We start from the raw sequence: 18,509 nt of genomic DNA, 5'->3' as shown, positions 1-18,509 counted from the left end.
GTCCCCACCCCGGAGCGCCGGTCGGGCGGTGCCGCGCTGGTCAGTGCCGTTCGGCGCGCTCGGCCAGGTTCCGGTCGAGGTCCGGCTCCAGGTAGATCAGGCGGGCCGCCGGGACCTTCGCGCGCACGCGGTGCTCGGCGTCGTCGATGGCCTGCGCGACCTCGGCGGTCTCCAGGCCGGGGCGCAGCGCGAGCTTCGCGGCGACCAGCAGCTCGTCCGGCCCGATGTACTGGGTGCGGATGTGGATGACGCGCTCGACCTTGCCCGCGGCCAGCTCGTCCTCGATGGTGCTCAGTTCCTTGTCCGTGGCGCCCTCGCCGATCAGCAGGCTCTTCATCTCGATGATCAGGATGATCGCGATGACGCCGAGCAGCAGGCCGATGCAGATGGTGCCGAGCGCGTCGAAGACCGGGTCACCGGTGATGGTGGCCAGGCCGACGCCGAGCAGCGCGAGCACCAGGCCGAACAGCGCGCCCGCGTCCTCGAGCAGCACCACCGGCAGCTCCGGGGTGCGGGACTGGCGGATGAAGCCCCACCAGGTGGCGTCGCCCTTGATCTTCTTCGACTCGACGATCGCGGTGTAGAAGCTGTAGCACTCCAGCCCGATCGCCACCACCAGGATGACCACCGCGACCATCGGCGACTTGAGGTCCTCGGGGTGCTGGAGCTTGTGGATGCCCTCGTACAGCGCGAACGCCGCACCGAGGGTGAACAGCATCAGCGCGACGATGAACGAGTAGAAGTACCGGTCGCGGCCGAACCCGAACGGGTGCTCCTTGGTGGCCTTGCGCTTCGAGGTCTTCTGCCCGAGCAGCAGCAGACCCTGGTTCGAGGTGTCGGCGACCGAGTGCACCGACTCGGCCAGCATCGAGGACGAACCGGTGATCAGGAATCCGACGAACTTGGCCGTCGCGATCCCGGCGTTGGCGAACAACGCCGCCAGAATCGCCTTGGTCCCGCCGCTTGCTGCCACCACTGCCCCCTGGAGCGTCGACCCGAATTGTCGGGTTGCAGCCTAGAGCCAGCCCACCCGCCCGCGCTCGGTAGGGCGAGGAAGTCGCGCAACGTTTCCGGCATGTCCACTTCGTCTCGGACGGTTTCGGAGCTGGCGCAGCGCTCGTTCGTCTTGCTGCGCAACGAGAATTCCGTGCTCCCGCTGACGTCTGCGACGGCTGGCACGTGCGGCCCGGCGACTACCCGGTCGACATCGGCCACGCACTCGACGACATCCGCCTGACCACGCTCACGCGTCGCTGGCGACCAGGCTGCCGAGCAGTTTGAGGGCTTCGGCCGACGGGCTGGCCGGTTCGGCCTGGTAGATCACCAGTTGCTGGCCCGGCGCGCTGTTCACGGTCAGGCTTTCGTAGGCCAGCGACAGCGGGCCCACCAGCGGGTGCTGGAAGCGCTTGGTCTCGCGCGTCTTCTGCCGGATGTCGTGCCGCGCCCAGAGCTTGCGGAACTCGGCGCTCTTCACCGACAGCTCGCCGACGACCTCGATCAGCCGCGGGTCGTCGTGGTCGGTCGCCGCTGCGCGCAGGGCGCCGACGGTGTTCACCGCCACGCGTTCCCAGTCCGGGTAGAACGTGCGTGCGCCCGGGTCGAGGAAGACCAGGCGCAGCAGGTCGTCGCTGTACTGGTGCCCGGCGAACAACGCACCGCCCAGGGCGTTGCGCGCCAGGACGTTCAGGTACGGCCCGATCACCACGGCCGGGGTGTCCGGCCAGGCGGCCATGGTGCGCACCAGGTTCGGGCTGACCCGGTCCGCGGCGGCCGGTCGGCGGCGGCGCGCCGGGCGCGCGACCTGGTGCAGGTGGGCCGCCGACTCCTCGTCCAGGTCCAGCGCCCGCGCCAGCGCGTCCAGCACCTGCGCCGACGGATTGCGCTCGCGCCCCTGCTCCAGGCGGATGTAGTAGTCCGTGCTGACCCCGGCCAGCAGCGCGACCTCTTCCCGCCGGAGCCCGCTCACCCGTCGCCGGGGTCCGGGCGCCAGCCCGGCGTCTTCCGGCCGCGCCTGCGACCGGCGGGCCCGGAGGAACTGGCCCAGCGGGTTCGTCGTCTCCATGGGTTCCAGGCTAGGTCGGCCACCGCGGATTTGGGTGGCCGTGGCACACCCAGGGTCAGCAGGTGCCCGCGGTGGCGCGGAACAACTGCGCCGGCGCGTTCCCCGTGGGGGTGATCCGCACCGCCGGATCGACCGCCGCCAGCCAGATCGACTGCCCCCGGTCCAGCTTCAGCTCACGGCCGTCCTCGGCCTGGATGTGCAGCGCGCCTTCGGTGCACAGGAGGATCTGCGGGCCGCTGCAGTCGGCGACCACGGACTCCCGGTCGCTCGCCGCCCATTCGAGCCTGGACAGCTCGAACTCCCGCGCGTCGGTCCGGTAGACCGCGCCGCAGGTGCTCGGTTCGCCCTTGAGCACCGGCATATCGACGGCGGCGAAGTCCACCACGCGCAGCAGCTCGGGCACGTCGACGTGCTTCGGGGTCAGCCCGCAGCGCAGGATGTTGTCCGAGTTCGCCAGGATCTCCACGGCCGTGCCGTGCAGGTACAGGTGCAGGTTGCCGGCGGGCAGGTAGATCGCCTCGCCCGCGCGCAGCACCAGCCGGTTCAGCAGCAGCGCGGCCAGCACCCCGGCGTCACGCGGGTGCGCCTCGCCCAGCTCGAGGATGGTCCGGCATTCGGTGTCGAACTCGCCGTGGTCCTTCACGTGCAGCACGCACGCGTCCAGCACCTCGGGCAGCAGCTCGTCCAGCGTGGCCTGCGGCAGCGTGATCCAGGTGGTGAACAGGGCACGCAGCCCGTCGGAGTCCGGCTGCGCGGCGAGCAGGCTGGTGTACTTCGCCAAGCCGGGTGTCTCGATCGCGTTGAGCAGCTTCACCGTGCGCGTGGGGTCGCGGAACCCGGCCAGCGCGTGGAACTCGGTGAGCGCGCAGACCAGCTCGGGCTTCGCGGTCGGGTCCGGGTAGTTCCGGTTCGCCGCGTCACGCGCGATGCCCGCCGCCTCTTCGCGGGCGTACCCCTCGGCGGCCTGGTCGGCCGACGGGTGCGCCTGCATCGACAGCGGCTCCTCGGCGGCCAGGATCTTCAGCAGGAACGGCAGCCGGTTGCCCCAGGCACCGGCGCACCGGTCGCCCAGCTGCGCCAGGGGGTCGGCCTCGACCAGTTCGAGCAGGCTGCGCTCGACCCCGTCGGGCCCGACCACCTTCGACGGGTCACCGGGGTGCGCGCCCATCCAGAGTTCGGCCTCCGGATGCGGGGCCGGCACCGGGCGGCCCAGCAGCTCGGGGATGGTGGTCCTCGATCCCCATGCGTAGGGCCGCACGGCATTGCGCAGCAGCTCCACTGTGCTCTCAACTCCTCGGCGACCTAGTCACCACTTCGGCCGGGATTCGCCCGGCGCTGGCTTGCGTCGGGCCCGCTCACGCGGTCGCGGACGTGTAGCGGCCTGCCCCGCCGATGCTGCCCGCGGCCAGCCCGAGGTAGATCGCGGCGAGCTCGAACCGCAGCGCGAGCACCGCCGCCCTGGCGGGCTCGTCGGCGTCGATCTCCTCGGCCGGGGCGATCACGTCGACCCCGGCGAGCATGTCCTCCGCCTGGCGGCGGGCGGCTTCGGCACCCGGCCCGGAGCGCAGCGACAGCAGCAGCACACGCGGCTGCGGCAGTCCGCCCTCGTCCGGGTCGGCGAAGATGTCGCGCTCGGTGGTGCTGCCGACCGCCACGCGGTGCAGCGCCGGGCGGGCGAGCGCCTGGTGGTAGTCGGCCACGTCACACACCACCGCCGAATGCGAGGCGAAGGAGTGCGCGGCGTGCCCGGCCACGGCCAGCGCGACCGGGTCCAGGCCCCACAGCAGCGGGGTGCGGTCGGCCAGTTGCAGCGCCAGCGCCTTCGCCGGGTTGACGAACGACTCGTGGTTGGGCTGGTCGCGTTCGGCCTCGGCGTCGAGCTGGTCGGCCAGCGATTCCACGTCGGCGACGAGCAGGCCCAGCGCGTTCGCGGTGAGCAGCCCGGCCACGAGCGCGCGCGGGAACGACAGCTCGGGCGGCACCGGCACCCGTGGCGCGAGCAGCAGGCCGCGGCCGGAGACCGAGGCGGCCACCGGCCCCTCCGGTGGCGCCGAGAGCACCACGGTCGCGCCGTAGCGGGCGGCCCGCTCCAGCGAGGCGGCCAGCTCACGGTCTTCGGCCTGCTCGGTGTGCGCGAGCACCACGTCGAGCGCGCCGATCCAGGACGGCACGAACTCGCTGACCACGATCGGCACCGGGCAGGTCGGGGTGAGCAGCGCGGCGAGCACGTTCGTCACCGTGCGCCCGACCCCCGGCCGGGCCAGCAGGACCAGCGCCCGCGGGCGGCCGACGTCCAGCCGGTCGGCCAGGCCGAGCTCGGCCGCCGCCTCGGTGGTCGCGCGGACCTGCGCCCCGGCCATCGCGGTGGCGCGGAGCAGGCCCCGCGAGTCGACGTCGGCCAGTCTCGACGGGTCGTCGATCAGCGTGTCGTCAATCACCATCGGAAGCGGGATCCTTCTCGGCCCGCTCGACGGCTTCGTCGAGCAGGAGCACGGGGATGCCGTCGCGGACCGGGTACACCCGGCCACACGAAGTGCACGTGAGCGCGTCGGCCTCGGGGTCTTCCGGGGATCCCGGCCGCAACGGCGCGTGATCCTCCGACGGACAAGCCAGGATCTCGAGCAGCTGCTCGTCAAGCGTTACGGCCATGGTTCCTCCTTACCACCGCGAGGTCCGTGATTCCCCTCGCCTCAGTCACGAACTATCGCCAGAACCTCATCGGTCAGGGCACGGACGGCCTGTTCGTCGGCCGCCTCGACGTTGAGGCGCAGCAGCGGCTCGGTGTTCGAGGCGCGCAGGTTGAACCAGCTGCCGTCGTCCAGCCGCACGGTCAGCCCGTCCAGCTCGTCGACCAGCGCGCCGGACCGGCCCGCGAAGGCGTCCTTGACCGCGACCTGGCGCGCCACCTGGTCGTCCACCGTCGAGTTGATCTCACCGGAGGCGGCGTAGCGCGAGTACTGGGCGGTCAGCTCGGACAGCGGGCCCTCCTGCTCGCCGAGCGCGGCCAGCACGTGCAGCGCGGCCAGCATGCCGGTGTCGGCCTTCCAGAAGTCGCGGAAGTAGTAGTGCGCGGAGTGCTCGCCGCCGAAGATCGCGCCGGTGGTGGCCATCTCCTGCTTGATGAACGAGTGCCCGACCCTGGTCCGCACCGGCTGCCCGCCGTGCTCGCGCACGATCTCCGGGACCGCCTGGGAGGTGATCAGGTTGTGGATGATCGTGCCGCCCGGCTCCTTGACCAGCTCGCGCACCGCGACCAGCGCGGTGACCGCGCTCGGCGGCACCGGCTCACCGCGCTCGTCGATGACGAAGCAGCGGTCGGCGTCGCCGTCGAAGGCCAGGCCCGCGTCGGCGCCGGTCTCGCGCACCTTGGCCTGCAGGTCGACCAGGTTCTTCGGGTCGAGCGGGTTGGCCTCGTGGTTCGGGAAGCTGCCGTCGAGCTCGAAGTACATCGGCACGACCTCGATCGGCAGTCCTTCGAACACCGTGGGCACGGTGTGCCCGCCCATGCCGTTGCCCGCGTCCACCACGACCTTGAGCCTGCGGTTGGCCGAGAGGTCGACCAGCTTGCGCAGGTGGGCGGCGTAGTCGGCGAGCACGTCCCGCTCGGTCACGGTGCCGCGCTGCCCGGCGAACTCGGGCACGCCCTGGCTCACCGTGTCGCGGATCTCGGCCAGGCCGGAGTCCTGCCCGACCGGGGCGGCACCGGCGCGGCACAGCTTGATGCCGTTGTACTTGGCCGGGTTGTGGCTGGCGGTGAACATCGCGCCCGGCAGGTTGAGCGAGCCGGAGGCGAAGTACAGCTGGTCCGTGCTGGCGAGGCCGATGTTGATCACGTCGAGGCCCTGCGAGGTGACGCCATCGGCGAAGGCCGCGGCCAGGCCGGGCGAGGACTCGCGCATGTCGTGGCCGATCACCACGGCCGTGGGCACGTCCAGCTTCACGAGCAGGGCGAACGCGGCCCCGAAGTCACGGACGAGGTCGGCGTTCAGCTGTTCCCCGACAACTCCTCGGATGTCGTAGGCCTTCACGATGGCCGACAGGTCTGACACGCCCTCTCCCGGTGGTTTCGACGACGGCTGGTGCGCTCGATGCGCGTCGGAAAGCCTACCGGCGAGGTGCGGCGGTCGATGCAGGTACTGAATTAACAGTCGGTGGATCAGCGTTTGATCGGGTCCGGCAGGACCCGCAGATGGCCGCGCCTGCCGGATGGCGCCTCCGGCTCGACCCGGGTGGCGGGCCCTTCCGAGCGCCCGGCCTCCCGCACGGCTTCGGCGAGTGCGGTGAGTTCGTCACCAGAGGGCTGGGGTGCGGCGAAGCCGCCCTCGTGGCGCACGACCTCCCAGCCCCGGGGCGCGGTCAGCCGCAGGGCGTGCTCCTCGCAGAGGTCATAGGAGTGCGGCTCGGAGGCCGTCGCCAACGGTCCCACGACAGCGGTCGAGTCGCTGTAGGCGTAGGTCAGCGTGGCGACAGCGGGCTCCAGGCACCCTGTCCGCGAACACTTTCGTACGCTCGGCACAAGGTCAGACGATAGCGCTTAACACGCGTCACATCGCGCAGGCGCACCGGAGAGGCGGATTCTCGCCTCGTGCACCGGGCGCGGCGACGGGCGCGTACCCTGTCGATTCGTGGCGATGGCTCGTGGATTCCGACAGCAGCAGCGCCTGCGCAGGGACCGGCACGGGCGTGGCCTGCGAGGACCGCTGTACCCGGCCTCGCTGCCGGCGGCTTCGAGCCGCGCGGAGAAGTTCGACGCGCTCGTGCTCGACGCGCTGGAGCCGATCGAGGCCCGGTGGCGGCATGAGCTGACCAAGCTGGATGTGGCGGTCGACGACGTGCCCGAGGTCCGGCGCAACGGCCGTCCGGCGAACACCGAAGGCGTGCTGCACGACGGCTCGGTCCCGCTGTCGCGGCTGGTCCCGGCCGGGGTCGACCGGGCGGGCCTGCCGACGCGGGCGCGGATCGTGCTGTACCGGCGGCCGCTGGAGGCCCGCGCGAAGGACCCGGCGGAACTGGCCGAACTCGTGCACGACGTGCTGGTCGAGCAGGTCGCCGGCTACCTCGGTGTGGAACCGGACGTCATCGAAGGCGAATGACCCCGCCTGCTCGGCACCGCGGTCAGCGCGGCGAAGAGCAGGGCCGCCACCTGGACCAGCAGCAGGATGTTCCGCCCACCACCCGAGTACTCGACGAAGACCTCCGACTGCCGCGTCGGCACGGCGACCGCGACCTGGTGACCCCAGGCCCGCACGATGGCGGCCTGTTCGCCGTTGACCGTCGCCCGCCAGCCGGGTTCCTCGTCGGCGGCCAGCACCAGGATGCGCCCCGAGGGCCCGTCCGACACCCGGACCCGGACCTCCGGCGGCACCGCGTCGACCACCGCCGTGCCCGCCACCGAGGCGTCGGGCGACTGGATCTCCGGCGGGCGGCCGTTGACCGCCCGGTGCGCCAGCTCCGGTGAGATGAGCACCACCGGCCCGCCGACCGTGGTCAGCCGCAGCACCTGGCGCCCGTCCGAGGCGGGTGGCGCGGCGGCCACCTGCTCGTCGGCGATCGCCTGGATCGGCGCGCCGTCCACGCCCGGCGGCAGCACCACGAACAGGACCCCGTCGGCGGCCATGCCCGCCAGCGCTTCCTGCACCGGCTCCCGCACCCCGCTGAGCAGGTTGACCTGCCAGTCGGCCAGCCGCTCCGGCGCGCCGGTGGTCGGCACCAGGTCGTCGTCGCCGTAGGACGGCAGCCGCCCGGCTGCCTGCCGCGCCGGTTCACCGCCGCCTGCCAGCACGAAGACCGAGCGCTGGGTCTGCGCCAGTTCGCTGGTCAGCGGATCCGCGAGCCGGAGGCCACCTCCCGCGGTCAGCGGCCCTTCCCGGCCCGCGACCACGGCACCGGTGGCCAGCACGGCGAGGAACACCACGCCGCCGATCGCCGCCGCCTTCGGCAGCCAGGCCGCGGCCGGGGTGGTGGTCCGCTCGCAGGCCGCGAGCACCGCCCACAGCAAGCCGGCCCCGGCCACCAGCAGCGGCACCCCGGCGAAGCCCGGCACCAGCACCCCTCCCGGGGTGGCCGCGACCTCGACCGAGCGCACCAGCACCACGCCCGCCGTGCCCAGCGCCGCCAGCGCGAGCCCCGGCAGCGCCCGCGGGGTCGGCCGCAGGATCAACGCCATCAACGCCGCCGCGAGCACCACGACGCCGACCGGCCACGCCCCGGGACCACCGGGCGCCAGCCCGAACAGCTCACCCGGGCCGGGCTGCGCGCCACCGGGCGCACCCAGCCCGTGCAGCAGGAACTTCGGGTACCGCACCAGCACGGCAGGCCACGGGAGCAACAGCAGCAGCGGCAAGAACACCACGATCACCACGGACGCCGCCCGCCGCAGCAGCAGTCCGGGCGCCGGCAGCACCACGAAGGCGACCACCAGGCCGGCCAGCGCGAGCGCGTGCCCCAGCGGCGAGAACGCGCCGAACACCGCCAGCCCCAGCGCGCACAACACCGACGTGTGCAGCCATTTGCGGCGCTCGGCGGTCAGCACAGCGACGATTCCAGCAGTCACCACGGGCAGCAGCAGGTGCGCGCCGACCACGTCCAGGCGGCCCTGGGCCACGCTCGCGGTCGCCGACGGCAGCAGGCCGTAACCGGCCGCCGCCGCGGCCCGCGCCCAGCGGTGCACCCGCAGCCGCCGCGTGACGGCGTAGGCGAGCAGCGCGGCGATCGGCGCTTCGAGCACCAGCACCAGCGCGACCAGCGTGGCCGGACCACCCACGGGCTGGAACACGGCACCGAGGACCCCGAGCACGGCCAGCGAAGGCGGTGCCGCGGCCGCGGTGCCACCGCCGACCGCGTGCCACGACGCCAGGTACTCCGACCACAGCTGCCCGAGGTCACCGACCGGCAGCAGCCGTCCGCCTGCCAGGTCGAAGCCGAGCCGCCCGGCGTTCATCACCAGCGCGAGCGCGGTCAGCACGACGAAAAGCACCACGGGCGGGGACAACACCGTCGCGGCGAGGATGCGGCGCCGGTTGACTTCCACGAAGACCAGTTCGCGTGGAGCTTCCCTCGGACCGGGCGACGGCCGCGGCCGCTCCGGCTCGGCGGCAGCCGGTTCCTCGGGCAGTTCCACCGCGACCACCCCGGCGGGCCGCCGCAGCCCGGACACCAGCGAGCGCCCCGAACTGCGCACCCCGGCGGGCAGCGCGTCCGGACCGACCGGGCGGCGACCGCCGGTCGCCCCGCCCATCGCCTCCGGTGGGATCCAGGCGGTTTCGGCGGAGGTGGTTTCGGGCAACCTGCCGAGCGCGGCCTCGCTCGCCACCCGACGCCTGATCAACGAAAGCACCGACGCACGGGTGGCGTTGCGCAGCCGGACGTACCGGCCGATCAGCAACCCGCGGACCGAACCGCGGTGACCGGCCCGCGCCCGGCGTGCCGCTCTCAGCCGTGCCCGCCCGCTGGTGAGGTAACCGATTGCCCGGAACTCCGCGGCGGCCCGATTTCCCCGGCGCAGCAAGGCGAATCCGAGTCCGCGCAGCAGGCACAGCAGCAACAGCCGCGGCAGTCCCCACCAGTACGACGGCGCTGAGCAGTTGACCAGGAACGTGCGCAGGCCGAGCGCGCGATCGGCGGCGGCGAGCGAACCCGGCACCGCGTGCGCGGTCCGCTCCCCCGTGGCCAGCGCGCGGACGTGCCGCATCCGCGCGGTCGGCACGGACAGCACTACGCTGCCCGCCGCGTTCGCCCGCCAGCCGAAGTCGATGTCCTCGCGCAGCAACGGGATTTCCGTGTCGAAGCCACCGAGTTCGTTCCACAGCCCGCGGCGCACCAGCACGCCGGCGCTCGGTACGGCGAGCACCTCGGTGCTCTGCTCCGGCCGGTGCTCCAGATCACCGGCGACCGACTGCCGGTGCCCGGAGGCGTCGGTGGACAGCCCGGCTTCGGTGATCAGCCGTGGATCGGTCCAGTCCACGGAAATCGGGCCCAGCACCCCCGCCGAGGGCGAGGTTTCGGCCGCGCGCAGCAACCGGTCGAGGCAGTCCGGCTCGGGCGCGCAGTCGTCGTGCAGCAGCCAGAGCCAGGAACCCGGATCGCCCCAGCGATCGGTGGCGTGCGCCACCGCGTCGGCGACGGCTTCGGCGAAGCCGGTTTCACCCGTGAGTGTGAGCACGCCGTCGAGGATCGGGCCCGCGCCGCCCACCGCACCGTCCGGATCGGCGGCTTCGGCGAGCAGCAACGGGGTGCGGTCGGTGGATCCGGTGTCCACCGCGATGACGTGACGGGGGCGCGGCCCGGTGCGCCGCAGCGCGGACAACGCCAGTGGCAGCCACGCTTCCCCGTTGTGGCAGACCAAAACCGCGAGAACGGGCACGGTGGCGAAGCTCGGCACGGCGCTCACCCTACGGCCAGCGCCGGGGCGCCCGGCCCGCCACCCCGGCGGGGCCGACTGTCGCGTTAGGAGGGTCTCACTGACTGGAAACCCGGCCGCTCACATGGCGAGACGGCGTGCCCGTCCGGGTACGCGACCCGGGCGAACACGCCGTCTGCGGTGACTTTCGCTTAGACCACGCGTTTCTTGAGCTTGCGGCGCTCCCGCTCCGACAGCCCGCCCCAGATCCCGAAGCGTTCGTCGTGCCCGAGCGCGTACTCGAGGCATTCGTCCTTCACCTCGCAGCCCTGGCAGATCCGCTTCGCTTCCCTGGTGGAACCCCCCTTTTCGGGGAAGAACGCCTCGGGGTCGGTCTGCGCGCAGAGCGCACGCTCCTGCCACTGCTGTTCCTCGGCCGGGTCGAAAAGATCAGTGAGAACCCCCAGTTCCTGCTCCGGGCGTTCGCCCCAATCCATGACCGAGCCCCCTTCCCTTCCGTCGACTGCTGCCCGCATGTCCGCCTCCTCGCTTCCACGCACTCCCAGGCTGGCGGTACCGCAATCACCCGTTGATCCCCTTGCTCCAACGAATGACACAGTTGTGATTACACCCGTGTAATCGGGTCAGGTCAAGCTGAGTAGCGTGTTCGGGGGATAACCGAAACCGTTCGCGCAAGCGGACACGCCGTGCGCCACCCAACGTCGATGGGGAAGACTGGACCAGTGCACCGTTCTGCCACCCGCCCAAGCCCCTTGTTCTACGGCCTGCTCGCCGTCACCGTCGCCGGCGGTGTGCTCATGGCCCTGCAGAGCCCGTTCCCCTTCGACGAGCTGACCGGCCGCGTGTTCATCGGCGACCGCAACTGGACCGGCACCGCCGGAGCGGTGCTGCTGATCCTCGGCGGCTGGGCGGTTTCGTTGGTGTTCCACGAGTTCGGCCACGCCATCGTGGCCTACCGCGGTGGCGATCACGAGGTGGCCGCCAAGGGCTACCTGTCGATGGACATCCGCAAGTACACCGACCCGGTCTTCTCCATCCTGATCCCGCTGCTGATCCTGGCCATCGGCGGCATCCCGCTGCCGGGCGGCGCGGTGTGGATCAACCGGTGGGCGCTGCGGTCGCGTTCGGTGTCCTCGTGGGTCTCGCTCGCCGGGCCGCTGAGCAACCTCGCGCTCGGCATCGTGCTGACCATCTCGGTCGCGCTGATCCCGATGCCCACCGGACTGGTCATCGGCCTGAGCTACCTGGCCTCGCTGCAGATCCTCGCTTTTGTGATCAACATCCTGCCGGTGCCCGGACTCGACGGCTACGGCGCGATCGAGCCGTACCTCTCGCCGCAGGCGCGGGAGTTCGGCGCGAAGGCGCGGCCGTGGGCCCCGCTGGTGCTGTTCGCGCTCATCCTCGCGGTGCCCGCGATCGGCAACGCCCTGTGGGACCTCACCGCACTGGTCTTCGACGCGGTCGGCGGCAACTCCAACGCCTCCACCGTCGGCCAGATCGCCTTCCAGTTCTGGCGTTACTGAGCCGGAACCGCGCCGGGGGCTTCCCGGTCTATCCACGCGCGGGCGCGCTTGGCCACCTTCTTCAGCCCGGAGCGCTCACCGAGGTAGTCCCCGGCCATGCCGACCACCGGCAGCATGCCGAGGGCCCGGTGGACCAGCCCCCCGCGCGGGCGCTTCTCCAGTTCGTCCACGATGGACAGAAGCGAGCGCCCGAGCCGCCACAGCGTGCGCGCGGCGGCCTTCACCGTCATCCGCCCGTGCCGGTGCTCCGACTGGGACAGTTCTTCGGTCAGTGCCTCGGTCCGCGAGTCCTCGGCCGAAGGGTCGTGGGCCGCGTCCTTCCCCGCGGCCAGCACGGGATCGACGTCGCGTTCGAACAGCACCCAGGCGATCAACCGCACGCGGTCGCCGACCTCGGTGATGCCGTGCTCCCCGCTGATCGCGCACAGCAGCAGCCCCTGCGCGGCGGCACCGAGCGCGTCCTGCAGCGGCAGCCGGTCGGCGAGCGCGCCGCCGAGGCCGGGGATCGAGGTGAGCAGCGCGGTGAACCGGCCGACGCGGTTGATCCACCAGCGGGTGCGTTCCTCGGCGTCCATCGCGGCCCAGGCTTCGGTACCGGGAACCTTGACCGAAGTCAGGCCGTTGAGGAGTTTGTCGCGCAGCTTCGGATCGACCTCGTCCAGTTCCGGGTTGCCGTCCCGCCGTTCCGCGCGCGCCAGCAACCCGAGCGGGTCGGATTCGCGCAGCGCGTCCAGCATCGGACCACAGCCGCGCACGAACGGCCGCAGCACCTTGACCACCTGCGCGTCCGAAATCGCCTCACCCACGGAGTTTCGCCTCCTGTTTCGCTCGCACCGAGCCGCCGACGGCGAACGCCCCCGGGAGCGCACCGACCGCCAGCAACAGCAGTCCACGCCAGTCCTCGACGAATACCCGGTCGCCGCCGGGCCCGAACATGGCGAAGGCGATCGCGCTGAAGGCCCACACCGCCAGCACGATCCCGGCGAACGGCGGGCCGACCAGCGCGCGGCCGGTCAGCACCAGCAGCGGCGTGGTGACCGCGGCCACCACCAGCGAGAGCGGCACCGGGAACGAGCCCAGCGCCGGCAGCAGCGTGCCGTCGGCGCGCATCGGCAGGAAGAACAGTTCGAGCACGGCCAGCAGCACCGCGTCCACGACCAGCACCACCGCCATCAGCCAGCGCATCAGGCCAGCCCCCCGAAGAGGTCGGTCGCCGCGCCTTCGCCGTCCCCGGCGGCCAGCACGAAGCACTCGGTGGTGGCCAGCGGCTGCGCGATGTTGTTGGACAGGGCGAACACGCCCTCACCGACGTGCACCTGCGTGGCGTGCGCCCGCAGGGCCGTCACCTTCTTGGCCAGCTGCCCGGACACGTCCACCCTGGTGGTGATCACCTCGTCCGGGGTCGCGGGCAGCTCGCTGTCGGCGGGCACCCGGAACGGCACGCCTTCGCGGTTCCGGAGCAGCGCCAAGCCGCGTGAGGTGTCCCCGGCGGAGGCCACCGTGTGGAACACGCGCGCCACGGACTCGGCGCCGGCCACGGCGGCCATGGTCACCTCGTGGGCGCGGATGTGGTCGGGGTGGCCGTAGCCGCCGAAGTCGTCGTAGCTGACCACCACCTGCGGGCGCACCTCGTCGAGCAGGGTGCGCAGCTGGGCCGCCTGCTCCTCGATCAGCCCGCGCACGAACGCGCGCGGGTGCTCGGCCGACGGGGTGCCCGCCATGCCGGAGTCGCGCCAGCGGCCGATGCCGCCGAGGTAGTGGTGCCGGGAGACACCCAGCGCGGCGCAGGCCGTGGCCAGCTCGCCGCTGCGGTAGCCGCCCAGCTGGTCGCCCGCCCAGGAGCCGAGCTGGGCCAGCTCGGGCGGGATGATCTCCCCCTCCTCCCCGAGCGTGCACGTGACGACCGTCACTTCGGCCCCTTCGGCCGCGTACCGGGCGATGGTGCCGCCGGTGGTCAGCGTCTCGTCGTCGGGATGGGCGTGGACCAGCAGCAACCTGCGGGGTTCTGGCGAGATCACGGGTTCAGATTAATTCCCGCGTCGGTATTCCACGCGGGGCGACCTCGGATATCCTGCCGGGCAGAGTTGAACGTGACGTGCGAGCGGCACCTCGAGTACGGCGATAAAGCGCTGTTGCAGGGCTCGCTACGTGTACCCCCACGAAGGGCATCTTGGTGAGCACAGAAGCAACAACGACATCGGGTTCCGTGCTGTCCATCTCGGACCTGCACATCACCTTTTCCACCGATGACGGCATCGTCGAAGCGGTCAAGGGCATCGGTTTCGACGTGGCCCCCGGCGAGATCGTCGCCGTGGTGGGCGAGTCCGGTTCGGGCAAGTCCGTGACCTCGATGTCGGTGCTCGGCCTGCTGCCGAAGACCACCCAGATCGCCGGCGAGCGCCGCCTCGAGCAGACCGACCTCGGTGGCATGAAGGACGCCGAGCTCCGCAAGATCCGCGGCAACGAGATCGCGATGATCTTCCAGGAGCCGATGAGCGCGCTGAACCCGGTCTACACGATCGGCTGGCAGATCCGCGAGGCGCTGCGCACCCACCAGGACCTGTCGAAGTCCGCCGCCGACGCCCGCGCGATCGAGCTGCTGGAGATGGTCGGCATCCCGAACCCGCCGGTCCGGTTCAAGCAGTATCCCCACCAGCTCTCCGGCGGGCTGCGCCAGCGCGTGGTGATCGCGATGGCGATCGCCTGCGACCCGAAGGTGATCATCGCCGACGAGCCGACCACCGCGCTCGACGTGACCGTGCAGGCGGAGATCCTCGGCCTGCTGCGCAAGCTGCGGGACACGTTGAACACCGCGATCGTGCTGATCACGCACGACATGGGCGTGGTGGCCGACCTGGCCGACCGCGTGGTGGTGATGTACCAGGGCGAGATCGTCGAAAGCGCGCCGGTGCGCGAACTGTTCGCCTCGCCCCAGGAGGAGTACACCCGCAAGCTCCTGGCCGCGGTGCCCGTGCTCGGCCAGCGCCCCGAAGGCAGGCGGCTGCTGGAGGAGACCTCGATCGAGGTCGACACCGAGGAGATCCGGCTCACCGACAAGGAGCTGGAAGCCCAGATCGAGGAAACCGCGTACGCGCTCGAAATCAAGAACCTGGTGCTGGAGTACCCGGGCCGCCGGGGTCAGCAGAAGAACCGCGCGGTCGACGACGTCTCGCTGCACATCAGCAAGGGCGAGATCCTGGGCCTGGTCGGCGAGTCCGGCTCGGGCAAGTCGACCGTCGGCCGCTGCGCGATCCGCCTGCTGGACCCGACCGAGGGTTCGGTGTTCATCGCCGGGCGTGACATCACCAAGCTGACCACCAAGGAACTGCGCCCGCTGCGCCGCTACTTCTCCATCGTCTTCCAGGACCCGGCGTCCACTTTGGACCCGAAGATGACGATCGGCGAGTCGATCGCCGAGCCGCTGGTGCTGCACAAGGTCGTCGAGGGCCAGGCGCTCAACAACCGGGTGAAGACCCTGCTCGACAACGTGGAACTGGGCGGCAACTACCGCAACCGCTACCCCCACGAACTCTCGGGCGGCCAGCGCCAGCGCGTCTCCATCGCGCGGGCGCTCGCACTGGACCCGCAACTCCTCATCGCCGACGAACCCACCTCGGCGCTGGACGTGTCGGTGCAGGCGCGGGTGCTGGACCTGTTCCTCGACCTGCAGCAGAGTCTGCAGTTCGCCTGCCTGTTCATCAGCCACGACCTGGCCGTCGTCGACCTGCTCGCTGACCGCGTGGCCGTGATGCAGCACGGGAAGCTGATCGAGGTCGGCACGCGTGACCAGGTGCTGCACTCGCCGCAGGAGGACTACACCCGGCGCCTGCTCTCCGCCGCCCCGGTCGCCGACCCCATCCTGCAAGCCGAGCGCCGCAAGGCCTGGCAAGCCGGCAAACTCGCCCCCGTAGCCGACTGACCCCCTCTCGCTCAAAGGCCCCCAGGCCCCTCCCGGGGGCCTTCCTTTGCCACAAATGTGGCTTTGGGGGCACATTCCGCCCCCAAAGCCACATTCGTGACACCGACCCCGCCCCGCCATGTCACGAATGTGGCCTTCGAGACGTTAGATGTCCCGAAAGCCACATTCGTGACATCCCCCGTGCCGTGAAAGCCACATTCACGGCCGATTCCGCCGTGAAAGCCACATTCACGGCACCCCTCGGCGCCACGGCCCCCGGCGCCCGGCCACCCGAGCCAACCCCCTACCAACTACCCGTTCAACACCACAAACCGGAACCCGGGCACAAACCGGAAGCCAGACACAAACCGAATCCGGGCATCAGAAACCGGAAGCCGGACACAAGACCAGAACCGGACACAAGACCAAACCCGGGCACAGAACCGGAAGCCGGGCACAAAAGTGGACCATCGAGCCCACCCAACCTCCCCCATCCCCGGTCCCAAGCCCAAAACACGGCGAAGGCCTCGATGTCAAGGCATCTTTCCCGCCTTGACATCGAGGCCTTCGCCGTAGTCACACTAAAACACCGGGGTGGCAAAACCCCCGACCAAGAAACCTACGCCTTCATCCTCCGCTGCCGCGGATCGAACGCGTCCCGCAACCCGTCACCGATGAAGTTGATCGTGAGCGAGATCAGCACCAGCACCACGAACGGCCCGAAGAACAGCCACGGCCGTCCCTGCAGCTGGGCGTAGTTCTCCAGGATGACGCGCCCGAGCGAGGTGTCCGGCAGCTGCACACCGAGACCGATGAACGAAAGCGCGGCCTCGGCGAGCACGGCCTGCGCGACCGCGAGGGTCGCGTTCACCGTGATGCTGCCGACCATGTTCGGCACCAGGTGCTTGAAGATGATCCGCCCGGTTCCGGCACCGGCCGCCCGGGAGGCCTCGACGAACTCCCGCTGCGAAAGCGACATGGCCTCCGCGCGGACGATCCGGGCGATCGGCATCCAGCCGAAGGCCGCCAGTACCATCGCCACCACGTACCAGGAACCGCCGCCGGCGACCTTCACCAGGATGGCCGCCGCCGCGATCTGCGGCACGATCAGGAACAGGTCGGTCAGCCGCGAGGCCGCCGAGTCGGTGAACCCGCGCAGGTAGCCCGCGCTGGCCCCGATCAGCACACCCAGCGTGGTCGACACGACCGACACGGTGAGCGCGATGAGCAGCGAGTACTGGGTGCCCCGCAGCACCTGCGAGACCATGTCCTTGCCGACCTGCGTGGTGCCGAGCGGGTGTTCCCCGGTCGGCGGCAGGAAGCCGCCCACGGTCTGCTCGTAGTCGTACGGCCAGAAGATCGGCATGATCACGGTGATCAGCACCAGCAGCAACAGCACCGCGCTGGAGATCATCGCGGCCTTGTGCCGGACGAACTTCCGCAGGACCAGTTTGCCTTGGCTGGACGCCTCCGGCATGGGTGCACCGGGCGTCGCCATGGTGCCGTCCGATGGGGTTTCCGCACCGGTGAGGAGCGAGTTCATGTCAGCCAACGCGAATCCTCGGGTCCAGGATGCCGTACATCAGGTCGGCGATCAGATTGGCAACCACCACCATGGCGGCGACCAGGACGAGCCAGCCCATCAGCACGTTCGGGTCGTTCCGGTCCACGGCCTCGACCAGCACCGAGCCCATGCCGTTCCAGTTGAACACGCGCTCGGTGATGATCGCCCCGGTGAGCACCGCGGCGAAGTTGACCGAGAACAGCGTGGTCACCGGGATCAGCGCGTTGCGGAAGGCGTGGCGGAAGATCACCCGGGACGAGGACAGGCCCTTCGCCCGCGCGGTCCGCACGTAGTCCGCGTTCAGCGTCTCCAGCATCGAAGCGCGCTGGAAGCGGCTGTAGGCCGCGAAGCTGATCGCCATGATCGACAGGGTCGGCAGCAGGAACGCGCCGACGTACCTGGTGGCGAAGTCGAACACACCGTCCGCCTGCAGGTTCTCCGGACTGGTGGTGCGCAGCCAGGGATTGCCCAGCCATTCGTCCCACCCGAGGTCGCGGACCAGCACGTTGATCTCGATCGCGTACTGCTTGAGCACGATGGCGACGCAGAAGATCGGCATCGAGAACAGCAGGAACGCCACCGTGGTCGCGAGGTAGTCGACGATGGAGTACTGCTTGACCGCGGCGATCACGCCGACGGTCACGCCGAGGACCACCGCGAGGAGCTCGGTACCGATGACCAGCCGGGCGGTCACCTCGAAGGCGCTCATCACCTTCGGGAAGACGGGCTGCAACCCCTGGCCCTGGGCGATGGACACGCCCCAGTCACCGGTGAGGAAGCTGCCGAGCCAGTCGAAGTACCGGGGCACCAGGCCCTGGTCCAGGCCGAGCTGGCGGGCCAGCTCGTCGACCGCCTCGCGGCTGACGTTCGGGTTCCCGCGCAGTTCCCCGAGCGGGTCGCCTGCGCCGGCGACCATCAGGAAACACAGGAAAGTCGCGATCAGCAGAATGGGAATGGAGATCGCGATGCGACGTAGTACGTAGACAACCAGGTTCAACTAATTGCTCCTCGTCGGGGCCCGGCGTGGAAAAGCAACCGAACCCGGAATTCCAGGTACACCGTAGTGCCCCGGTACCGGGCGTCAACAGCTACTTCCGAAGGGG

Annotated in this window: 17 protein-coding genes; 3 read left to right on the top strand and 14 right to left on the bottom strand. The window is 70.9% G+C overall.

What is annotated here, in order from left to right; genetic code table 11:
* Window positions 1-40: 40 nt before the first annotated feature.
* The 7 genes from L3Q67_RS16415 to L3Q67_RS16385 all read right to left on the bottom strand — a co-directional run bounded on the left by L3Q67_RS16415 (window position 41) and on the right by L3Q67_RS16385 (window position 6,578).
* A complete protein-coding gene (locus tag L3Q67_RS16415) occupies window positions 41-973 on the bottom strand; it encodes a cation diffusion facilitator family transporter (protein ID WP_499190322.1) in 933 nt (310 codons plus the stop codon).
* A gap of 270 nt (window positions 974-1,243) precedes the next feature.
* On the bottom strand, window positions 1,244-2,062 hold the full coding sequence (locus L3Q67_RS16410) for a helix-turn-helix domain-containing protein (protein ID WP_499190321.1): 819 nt from the start codon (window positions 2,060-2,062) through the stop codon (window positions 1,244-1,246).
* 55 nt (window positions 2,063-2,117) lie between these two features.
* The gene (manA, locus tag L3Q67_RS16405) at window positions 2,118-3,341 is read right to left on the bottom strand and encodes a cupin domain-containing protein (protein WP_499190320.1); all 1,224 of its coding nucleotides are present in this window, start codon (window positions 3,339-3,341) and stop codon (window positions 2,118-2,120) included.
* A 76-nt stretch (window positions 3,342-3,417) separates the two neighbouring features.
* Window positions 3,418-4,503 (bottom strand): hypothetical protein, encoded by a 1,086-nt coding sequence (locus tag L3Q67_RS16400; protein ID WP_499190319.1) that lies wholly within the window; start codon window positions 4,501-4,503, stop codon window positions 3,418-3,420.
* On the bottom strand, window positions 4,493-4,711 hold the full coding sequence (locus L3Q67_RS16395) for a Trm112 family protein (RefSeq protein WP_423584137.1): 219 nt from the start codon (window positions 4,709-4,711) through the stop codon (window positions 4,493-4,495). The genes L3Q67_RS16400 and L3Q67_RS16395 overlap by 11 nt, the downstream gene beginning before the upstream one ends.
* A 41-nt stretch (window positions 4,712-4,752) precedes the next feature.
* A complete protein-coding gene (locus L3Q67_RS16390; protein ID WP_499190318.1) occupies window positions 4,753-6,111 on the bottom strand; it encodes a phosphomannomutase/phosphoglucomutase in 1,359 nt (452 codons plus the stop codon).
* 107 nt (window positions 6,112-6,218) lie between these two features.
* The gene (locus L3Q67_RS16385) at window positions 6,219-6,578 is read right to left on the bottom strand and encodes a DUF3499 domain-containing protein (protein WP_499190317.1); all 360 of its coding nucleotides are present in this window, start codon (window positions 6,576-6,578) and stop codon (window positions 6,219-6,221) included.
* A 115-nt stretch (window positions 6,579-6,693) separates the two neighbouring features.
* Here L3Q67_RS16385 and L3Q67_RS16380 point away from each other — a divergent pair, with 115 nt between their 5' ends.
* The gene (locus tag L3Q67_RS16380; RefSeq protein ID WP_209662326.1) at window positions 6,694-7,155 is read left to right on the top strand and encodes a metallopeptidase family protein; all 462 of its coding nucleotides are present in this window, start codon (window positions 6,694-6,696) and stop codon (window positions 7,153-7,155) included.
* On the opposite strand, the gene L3Q67_RS16375 is transcribed toward L3Q67_RS16380, so the two are convergent.
* Complete coding sequence (locus L3Q67_RS16375; protein WP_499190316.1) at window positions 7,116-10,442, bottom strand: glycosyltransferase family 2 protein; 3,327 nt, start codon at window positions 10,440-10,442, stop codon at window positions 7,116-7,118. The two genes, L3Q67_RS16380 and L3Q67_RS16375, sit on opposite strands and share 40 nt — an antisense overlap.
* Before the next feature lie 170 nt (window positions 10,443-10,612).
* Window positions 10,613-10,936, bottom strand: coding sequence for a WhiB family transcriptional regulator (locus tag L3Q67_RS16370; protein ID WP_209662327.1), 324 nt, complete (start codon window positions 10,934-10,936; stop codon window positions 10,613-10,615).
* 207 nt (window positions 10,937-11,143) lie between these two features.
* Here L3Q67_RS16370 and L3Q67_RS16365 point away from each other — a divergent pair, with 207 nt between their 5' ends.
* Window positions 11,144-11,944 (top strand): site-2 protease family protein, encoded by an 801-nt coding sequence (locus L3Q67_RS16365; RefSeq protein WP_499190315.1) that lies wholly within the window; start codon window positions 11,144-11,146, stop codon window positions 11,942-11,944.
* Here the strand turns inward: L3Q67_RS16365 and L3Q67_RS16360 are convergent.
* The 3 genes from L3Q67_RS16360 to mshB are packed head-to-tail and all read right to left on the bottom strand — an operon-like array spanning window position 11,938 to window position 13,938.
* Window positions 11,938-12,750, bottom strand: coding sequence for a hypothetical protein (locus L3Q67_RS16360; RefSeq protein ID WP_499190314.1), 813 nt, complete (start codon window positions 12,748-12,750; stop codon window positions 11,938-11,940). The genes L3Q67_RS16365 and L3Q67_RS16360 overlap by 7 nt on opposite strands.
* Complete coding sequence (locus L3Q67_RS16355) at window positions 12,743-13,129, bottom strand: hypothetical protein (protein ID WP_499190313.1); 387 nt, start codon at window positions 13,127-13,129, stop codon at window positions 12,743-12,745. Before L3Q67_RS16355 ends, L3Q67_RS16360 begins: the two co-directional genes overlap by 8 nt.
* Entirely contained in the window at window positions 13,129-13,938 is an 810-nt protein-coding gene (mshB, locus tag L3Q67_RS16350; protein WP_499191553.1) for a PIG-L family deacetylase, read from the bottom strand. Before mshB ends, L3Q67_RS16355 begins: the two co-directional genes overlap by 1 nt.
* A 179-nt stretch (window positions 13,939-14,117) precedes the next feature.
* On the opposite strand from mshB, the gene L3Q67_RS16345 reads away from it, so the two are divergent.
* The gene (locus L3Q67_RS16345; RefSeq protein ID WP_499190312.1) at window positions 14,118-15,863 is read left to right on the top strand and encodes an ABC transporter ATP-binding protein; all 1,746 of its coding nucleotides are present in this window, start codon (window positions 14,118-14,120) and stop codon (window positions 15,861-15,863) included.
* 598 nt (window positions 15,864-16,461) lie between these two features.
* Here L3Q67_RS16345 and L3Q67_RS16340 read toward each other — a convergent pair.
* Complete coding sequence (locus tag L3Q67_RS16340) at window positions 16,462-17,385, bottom strand: ABC transporter permease (protein WP_499191552.1); 924 nt, start codon at window positions 17,383-17,385, stop codon at window positions 16,462-16,464.
* Window position 17,386: 1 nt separating this feature from the next.
* On the bottom strand, window positions 17,387-18,403 hold the full coding sequence (locus L3Q67_RS16335) for an ABC transporter permease (protein ID WP_499190311.1): 1,017 nt from the start codon (window positions 18,401-18,403) through the stop codon (window positions 17,387-17,389).
* Window positions 18,404-18,509: the final 106 nt, after the last annotated feature.

The organism is Saccharothrix sp. AJ9571 (assembly GCF_021725495.1).
GTDB classification, from domain to species: Bacteria; Actinomycetota; Actinomycetes; order Mycobacteriales; family Pseudonocardiaceae; genus Amycolatopsis; species Amycolatopsis magusensis.
This window is presented reverse-complemented; position numbering and strand designations above follow the sequence as displayed.